The organism is Blautia acetica, assembly GCF_038739805.1.
Lineage (GTDB): Bacteria > Bacillota > Clostridia > Lachnospirales > Lachnospiraceae > Blautia.
In genome coordinates, this window is sequence record NZ_JBBEWO010000015.1 from 70,294 (window position 1) to 77,699 (window position 7,406).

The following is a 7,406-nucleotide window of genomic DNA, read 5'->3' on the forward strand; positions in this document are numbered from 1 at the left end:
ATGAAGAGAGAGAAAGTCAATAAAAAACAACTGGCAGCAGCAGCGTTTGCTGTATTTTTCCTGATTATGGCGGTCTGTACGGCGGTTTCCAGAGCCGCAGCCTCTATGGTAGTGCCGAAAGTCACTACCGGAAAAGTACAGGAAGGAAAGCTGAGCATTCTCATACAGGGAAAAGGAACGGTGGAGACCAGAGAAGAAAGCCTGCTTTCCCTTCAGACAGGACTGCGTGTAGAAAAAATTCTTCAGACAGGCACGGTGGTGAAAAAGGGAGATGTTTTGCTGCAGTATGATCAGAACTATCTGCAGGAAAGGATAGAAGAGAAACAGGCAGAAATCAAAAAGCTGGAACTGGCGGTAGAACAGGCAAAACTTACGGGACAGCCTCAAGCCAGAGTGGAGGCCGCCGAGAGCGCACAGCGGGATGTACAGCTTTCAGAGGATAATTATGCAAAAGCGTGGGAGGATTACAATGCAGCAGCGGAAGCTTATGAGACAGGCGCCGCCGGGCAGCAGCAGAATTTAGACCAGGAGCTGCAGGCAGCAGAGGAAGAAAAAGAGCGTGTACTGCAGCAGGCACAGGAACTGGAAGCTGCAGGAGAGGCAGAGGAAGCAGAAAAGCTGCGTCAGCAGGCAGAGGAGAATGCAGAGCAGAGAAAGGCACAGGCCCAGTCTGCTTATGACAGTGCCATTCAGGAACTGGAACTTCAGAAAAGCCAGGCCGAGGAAAGTCTGCAGGCTCAGGATTCGGCCAGAGCTCAGGCGTATAATGCCTATGAAAGTGCAAAAGAGCAGGATGCGGCTGCGGCAGAAAATGATAAGAAGACAGCAGAGGCAGGCAGCTACACCACACAGTCTGCCCAGGTGGATTTAGAATTGGCAAAAAAGGAACTGGAAAAGCTGCAGAAGGTACAGTCAGAAAACGGAGAGGTGAAAGCCCCGGAGGACGGGGTCTTAAAAAGCAGTACCATAGCAGCCGGTGGGGTGACAGACGATACGGCATCTCTGATGTTTGGCTGGGGCGGATACCGGGTCAAAGGCAATCTGACAGCAGAAGACCTGTCTAAGGCAGAGACCGGAGATGAGGTAAAAATTATGGTTCCCGGGCAGGGGAAAACTTTGAAAAAGAATATTGGAGAAATCTCCGGAAATACCAATCAGCAGGGGGAGGGTCAGACTGCAGCAGGAGTGTTTTATGCGGAAATGGAGGAAAAGGAGGCTGTGTATGGAAGCGAAATTTCCTATGAAATCAGCAGACAGACAGATTCTTCCTATAAGCAGGTGATTCCTCTTTCAGCCGTAAGAAAGGATTCTGACGGAACGTTCTGTCTGGTGGCAGAAGAGGAGAAAACCGTACTGGGAAATGAATACAGGGCAAAACGGGTAGCTGTGACTGTGGTGGAAAAAGACAGTACCAGCGCAGCGATTACCGCCTCTCTCGGGCAGGAGGATAAAATTATTACAGGCAGCAGCAAGGACATTGCTCCGGAAGATAAGGTGAGGCTGGAAGAATGAAAAAAATATGGATAAGAGCAGGGGTAGGTTTTCTCAGCTTGGCGCTTTGGTGCCTCTCTTTCTTTTTCTATAAAAAGACGGAGGAACAGGCGGGCAGCTTTAACGGTTATTACGATATGCCGGTTCTTACAGAGGCAGAGTTGTCTGCCTTTCTCTCCCAGGCGGAACAGCCGGATCAACTGCCGCAGATAACGGGCTGGTCAAAGGAAGATAAGATTCCCATAAAGGGAGAGGTGCGGGAGGCCGTTTCGGGAACTTTGTGGAAAATCGCAGGAAGTATGGAAATGTTTTTTGCGGGACAGCTGAAGGAGGGAAATTATCCCTGGGAAGAAGATGAGGAAGGCTGTCTGATTAGCAGCGGTCTGGCAGAAAAGCTTTTCGGAACAGAGCGTATACAAGGCAATCAAGTGCAGATTTTGGGGAAAACCTACATTGTCCGCGGCTGCATAAAAAGCAGAGACTCTTTTGCTGCTGTCTTTGCAGAAACAGAAGACGGGCTGGAGGGAATTTCTTTGCAGTATACAGACCACAGGCAGCCCGGCTCTTTGGCAGAGAGTCTTTTGACTCAGATAACGGGCAGTGCGCCGGATGGATTCTGGGAAGGAAATCTTTACAGTAGTCTGGCCAGAGTTTTGGCAGCGCTTCCGGTGTGGGGCTTTGTCCTGGTCTGCTTTGGCAGAGGATACCGGCAGACAAACAGATGTGCAGTTTTTGCCTTTCGCCTTTTCATCAAGCTTGTGGCGGCCGCTGCATTTTGTTTTCTGTTTGCGGCAGGGCTGTGGATGACGCTTCGGTTTTCCGGAGATTATCTGCCGTCTATGTGGTCTGATATGGATTTCTTCCCAAGACTGATGCAGGAAAAGCAGCAGGCTTTTGACGAAGTGCAGAAGTTTGTTCGCTGTCCGAAGGATGCCAATATGCTGGAAAACCTTAGAAGGACTGCAATGGCGGCTGTGGGCAGTATCATGGCTGAAAGTATTTTTCTGGCGGAAAAAAGGAAAAAATAGAGAAAAGAGACCTTTTCGTCTGTGTTTTGGAAAGAAATATTCCGGGCAGCAGGCGGAGAGGTTTTTCTTTTTGGAAAGACAGTTTCCATTGGCTCTGTTTTGCATACCATATAAGAAAAAGGTTTAAGTGAAAAAATTGAAGAAAAGTTTCTATAGATTTGCGGTTCTGGGCGGAGATATGCGTCAGGTGTATCTGGCAGATATTCTGGAGGAAAAGGGACAGGAGGTAAAACGCTATGGCTTAGAGACGGAAACGGAGTCCTCTGCCAGTCTGAAAGAGGTATTGGAAACTGCGGATGTCATTGCGGCGCCGGTTCCTTTTTTGAAAAAGGATGTGGTTTTCTGCAAAAATCCCCAGGAAAAGTTTCAGACAGAGCTTCAGAGAGAAAATATCCTGAAGCTGGTGCGGCCAGGCAGTGTGCTGTTTGCCGGAGGAATCCCTGCAGAGTATGAGAAAAAGGCGGCAAAGAAGGGCATTGTCTGTGTGGATTATTTAAAAGATGAATACACGGCAATGGAGAACACGGTTGCGGCTGCAGAAGGGCTTCTTGCGGAAGCCATTTGCCGCAGTTCCAGGAATCTTTTTGGAAGTTCCTGTCTGGTGCTGGGATATGGAAGATGTGGAAGCACACTGGTATCTTATCTGAAAAAATTTTCCTGCCATGTGACAGTGGCAGAAAAGGAGGAAAAGGTCAGAGCCAGGGCAGGGCTTTTGGCAGACCGGGTGATAGCGCCCTCTAAGCTGCCCCTTTATTTGGGGTCTGTGCAGTATATTTTTAATACGGCTCCTGCTATGGTGCTGCCCAGAGCATTGTTGGAATATGTGTCTGCAGATGCGCTGATTCTGGATATGGCGTCTGCGCCGGGAGGGGTGGATTATCAGGCCGCGGAAGAGAAGAAACTGCAGGCTGTGCTGCTGCCGGGGCTGCCGGGGCGGTATGCGCCGTATTCTTCGGCTGAAATTCTGGCAAAATTCATCTTTCGATATATGGAGTAAAAGAAAAGATTTGGGAAGGAGTTTATCATGAATTTAAAGGGAAAGAAAATCGGAGTGGCTTTTACAGGCTCGTTCTGTACCTATGAAAAAGCCTTTTTGGCATTGGAAAAGCTGGTGGGGGAAGGGGCAAAGGTACAGCCCATTTTTTCGGAGGCGGCAAAGAGCATTGACAGCCGTTTCGGAAATGCAGAGGATTTTGTAAAAAGGGCAGAACAGATTACAGGAGAAAAGATTATGGGAACCATTGCACAGGCGGAGCCCATTGGCCCGCAAAGCCTTCTGGATTTGCTGATTATTCTCCCCTGCACGGGAAATACCATTGCAAAACTGGCAAATGGGATTACCGATACTCCGGTTTTAATGGCGGCAAAAGCCCATCTGCGGAATGAAAAGCCGCTGCTGCTGTCTATTTCCACCAACGATGCTCTGGGAATGAATATGAAAAATATCGGGTTGCTTTTGAATGCCAAGCATGTCTTTTTCGTGCCTTTCGGACAGGACAATGCACAGAAAAAGCCGAATTCCATGGTAGCCCATACAGGGCTTTTGGTACCGGCGGCAGAAGCTGCTCTGGAAGGAAAACAATATCAGCCGATTATTCAGTAGGGAGGAAAACTATGTGTGGAATTGCAGGATTTAGCAGTTACGAAGAAGACTATGGCATATGCCGGGGAAAATGGGAGGAAATCCTGGAAACCATGAATCAGGTGCAGAAACGAAGAGGACCTGACGAAGACGGAATTTTTCTGGATGCTCACTGTGGCATGGCTCATGTGCGTCTGTGTATCTTGGATTTAAAGAGAGGGCAACAGCCCATGTCCCGGCACAGCCAGGGACGAACCTGTACCATTTGCTTCAACGGAGAAATTTACAATATGAAAGCACTGCGAAAAGAATTGGAGGCAGAAGGAGCAATTTTTCAGTCAGACAGTGATACAGAGGTGTTTCTGGTGGGCTATATGCTTCATGGGGAAAACTTTGTAAAGCGGATAAACGGCGTTTTTGGAGCGGCTCTTTGGGATTCGGATAAGGAAACTCTTTTTCTTTTCCGGGACAGAGCAGGGGTAAAGCCGCTTTTCTACACAAAATACAGAGAAACCCTGGTTTATGCCTCGGAATTAAAGGGAATTCTGGCCTATCCCGGCATGGAAGCCGTGGCAGATGCGGATACGCTGTGTGAAATTTTTGCCCTGGGGCCGGCAAAAACATACGGAAAAGGAGTTTTGAAAGACATTTATGAGGTTCTGCCGGGCCATTATCTGGTTTTTCATAAGGGGAAAATAAGGGATATCTGCTATTGGAAGCTGGAAAGCCATGTACAGGAAGCGTCTTTTGAAGAAACTGTGGAAAAGACCTCATGGCTTATAGAGGATGCGGTAAAACTGCAGATGTTGTCGGATGTGCCTGTCAGCACCTTTTTGTCCGGAGGGGTAGACAGCAGCCTTGTGACGGCAATCTGTGCCAAAGAGCTGAAAAAACAGGGAAAAACTCTGCGCACCTTTTCTTTTGATTTTGAGGGAAACCGGAAATATTTTAAAGCCAATCGTTTTCAGCCCAGCCAGGATCGTCCCTGGGTTGAGAAAATGGTGAAGTTCTGTCAAAGTGAGCATACGTTCCTGGAGTGTGACAATATACAGCTGTTGGATTATCTCTACAAGGCCGTAGATGCCAGGGATTTGCCCTGTATGGCAGATGTGGAGTCTTCCATGCTGTACTTTTGCTCCAAGGTAGCAGAGAAAAACAAAGTAGCCCTTACCGGAGAATGTGCCGATGAAATTTTCGGAGGATATCCCTGGTTTCACAATCCAAAAGCGTTTGAAACCCAGGACTTTCCCTGGTCTTCGGATATGAAGGTACGGCAGACACTCTTATCAGAAGAGTGGATACACATGCTGCCTATGGAAGAATATGCACACAGCGCCTACGAGAAGACCATAAAAGAGACTCCGCTTTTGGAAGGGGAGACAGGTACGGAAAAGAGAAGAAGAGAGATTGCCTATCTGAACCTGAAATGGTTTATGGCTACGCTTCTGGACAGAATGGACCGAACCGGAATGTACTGTGGTCTGGAGGCCAGAGTTCCTTTTGCAGACCACCGGATTATAGAATATGTGTGGAATGTGCCGTGGGAAATGAAATGCCGGGACGGTGTGGTAAAAGGATTGCTGCGCCATGCAGGGGCAGGAAAGCTGCCGAAAGAAGTACTGTGGAGAAAGAAAAGCCCGTACCCCAAAACTTACCATCCCGAATACGAAAAAATGCTTGGCGACAGGCTGCGTGAGGTGCTGGCAGACTCCAATGCCCCTGTGGGACAGTTTCTGGATAAGGGGAAAGTGGAACGCTTTCTTGCAAGTCCTTCGGATTATGGGAAACCCTGGTACGGACAGCTTATGGCAGGACCGCAGATGCTGGCTTATATGCTGCAGGTGAATGACTGGCTGGAAAAATACAAGGTAAGAATTTCACTGCGGTAATAAAACCTGACTGCGGGCTGCTTTTGGTATTTATGCTCTTTACTGCTTCAAGGTTATAATCGTATGGAAAGTAGCAGTGGTGTCATCATAATACATCCGTAGATTGCCCTGATACTGCTCTACTACTTTTCGAATACTTTTGATTCCAAAGCCATGTCTTCCTTTGCCGGATTTATGCGAAACGGGAAATCCGTTTTGGTCAAAATCCGGCATACTTCTGCATGAATTTACAAGGACAATTACAACAAAAGGAGTGTTCTCTTTCTTTTGAACCATAAGGTCAATAAAAGAATCCGGGATGTGTTCCGCAGCTTCCATTGCATTGTCCAGCAAGTTGCAGAACAGGGAGGTCAGGTCATTCTGGTGCAGATGGTGGAGCAGATTCTTGCTGTTTCCTTTAAATCAGAAGCATCCATAAGCTGGAGGATATAAGCATCTATTTTCTCACTTTCCCCCTTTTCATTTAGTAGTTTGATGGACTGCAGGTGCTTTTTGATATCATGAATTAAAATACTCCGGTTTTCATTTTGAGACAGCAGCATTTTATAATATTCAGCAGAATCGGATTCTTTTTGAAGCAACAACTGCATTTCTGTAAATTCACGGCTTTTTTTCTGATTATATTGTGTAATTCCAAATACCAGTAGGTTTATTAATAGAAGAAGAACTGCACTGATTTCTTTGATTAAGCGGTTGAGGGTGGCTGCGTTCAGCTCTGTGATGTTGGCGTATTCCTGAATGGCTTCCACCCATTGTTTTGCGTCATTGGCAAGCTGGACTTCATCGGACAGCCGCTTTCTGCCCTCGGATACTCTTGTTTTAAGCTCCGTCTGCTCGGTCTGTGTCTTTTCCAGTATGGTATTGAAATTCTGCTCACTGATACGCCCTGCAATCATATCCTCATAAAGCCGCATGACCATTTTGTCCAGAACCTCAATCCGTTCCTCGTCCCTTGTAAGGGAGCAGGATTTCATTGTGGACGATACCACGCTTTTCCGGGTAGTGCTTCACTTGCTGGTCATATTCACAGAACAGTTTTTCGCCGCTCTGGTAAGCAGCGGCGGCAACCGCAGACTGCTGTTGGCTTCGCTGCACAATAGAGATTTCGTTGTGTGGACAGGGCATTTCGTGTTTCTCCTTTCGGTAATTAGTAGATGGGGTGGCGTTTTACCACCTCATTTTGGGCAGAAAAAAAGCAGGAGACCTTTTTCAGATTTCCTGCTTGGTGTGCCGCTGTGTGGGCGACGGGTATTTGGTTGTAAGTTCGGGGCAAGTTGACCCGATGTGTGTGGAATAGCAAACTGGAATTGAACAAAATCGCTGCGCGATGGCCTGCCAAGGCTGTGGCATAGCGATTTTCTGTTTTCTATAATAAAAAACAGTGGAAAGCAAGTCCTAAAAGTAGTATTGTTAAAT

Annotated in this window: 7 protein-coding genes and 2 pseudogenes; 5 read left to right on the forward strand and 4 right to left on the reverse strand. The window is 47.4% G+C overall.

What is annotated here, in order from left to right; translation table 11 throughout:
* From WBS51_RS10905 to asnB, 5 genes are all read left to right on the forward strand, one after another.
* Positions 1–1,512 (forward strand): putative HlyD family type I secretion protein, encoded by a 1,512-nt coding sequence (locus WBS51_RS10905; RefSeq protein WP_294462845.1) that lies wholly within the window; start codon positions 1–3, stop codon positions 1,510–1,512.
* Positions 1,509–2,519, forward strand: coding sequence for an ABC transporter permease (locus WBS51_RS10910; protein WP_294462843.1), 1,011 nt, complete (start codon positions 1,509–1,511; stop codon positions 2,517–2,519). The genes WBS51_RS10905 and WBS51_RS10910 overlap by 4 nt, the downstream gene beginning before the upstream one ends.
* Positions 2,520–2,655: 136 nt before the next feature.
* A complete protein-coding gene (locus WBS51_RS10915; RefSeq protein WP_264293472.1) occupies positions 2,656–3,516 on the forward strand; it encodes a dipicolinate synthase subunit DpsA in 861 nt (286 codons plus the stop codon).
* 27 nt (positions 3,517–3,543) lie between these two features.
* Entirely contained in the window at positions 3,544–4,122 is a 579-nt protein-coding gene (locus tag WBS51_RS10920; RefSeq protein ID WP_173748777.1) for a dipicolinate synthase subunit B, read from the forward strand.
* A gap of 11 nt (positions 4,123–4,133) precedes the next feature.
* Positions 4,134–5,990: an asparagine synthase (glutamine-hydrolyzing) gene (asnB, locus tag WBS51_RS10925; protein ID WP_294542569.1), complete on the forward strand. Its 1,857-nt coding sequence runs from the start codon at positions 4,134–4,136 to the stop codon at positions 5,988–5,990.
* Positions 5,991–6,029: 39 nt separating this feature from the next.
* Here asnB and WBS51_RS10930 read toward each other — a convergent pair whose 3' ends face one another.
* The 4 genes and pseudogenes from WBS51_RS10930 to WBS51_RS10945 form a co-directional block, all read right to left on the reverse strand.
* Positions 6,030–6,323, reverse strand: a complete 294-nt coding sequence (locus WBS51_RS10930; protein WP_302702798.1) for a GHKL domain-containing protein — start codon at positions 6,321–6,323, stop codon at positions 6,030–6,032.
* A gap of 341 nt (positions 6,324–6,664) precedes the next feature.
* A pseudogene (locus WBS51_RS10935) lies at positions 6,665–6,952 on the reverse strand (DUF4368 domain-containing protein); the annotation flags it as partial.
* Positions 6,948–7,115, reverse strand: a pseudogene (locus tag WBS51_RS10940) (MobA/MobL family protein); the annotation flags it as partial. The pseudogenes WBS51_RS10935 and WBS51_RS10940, both read right to left, overlap by 5 nt.
* Positions 7,116–7,165: 50 nt before the next feature.
* Positions 7,166–7,406: hypothetical protein (locus WBS51_RS10945; RefSeq protein WP_342694084.1), on the reverse strand; the 241-nt coding region annotated here is incomplete at its 5' end.

Coding starts and splice junctions, on each gene's coding strand:
- WBS51_RS10920 (WP_173748777.1), top strand. CDS start 3,544: ATGAATTTAAAGGGAAAGAAAATCGGAGTGGCTTTTACAGGCTCGTTC.
- WBS51_RS10910 (WP_294462843.1), top strand. CDS start 1,509: ATGAAAAAAATATGGATAAGAGCAGGGGTAGGTTTTCTCAGCTTGGCG.
- asnB (WP_294542569.1), top strand. CDS start 4,134: ATGTGTGGAATTGCAGGATTTAGCAGTTACGAAGAAGACTATGGCATA.
- WBS51_RS10905 (WP_294462845.1), top strand. CDS start 1: ATGAAGAGAGAGAAAGTCAATAAAAAACAACTGGCAGCAGCAGCGTTT.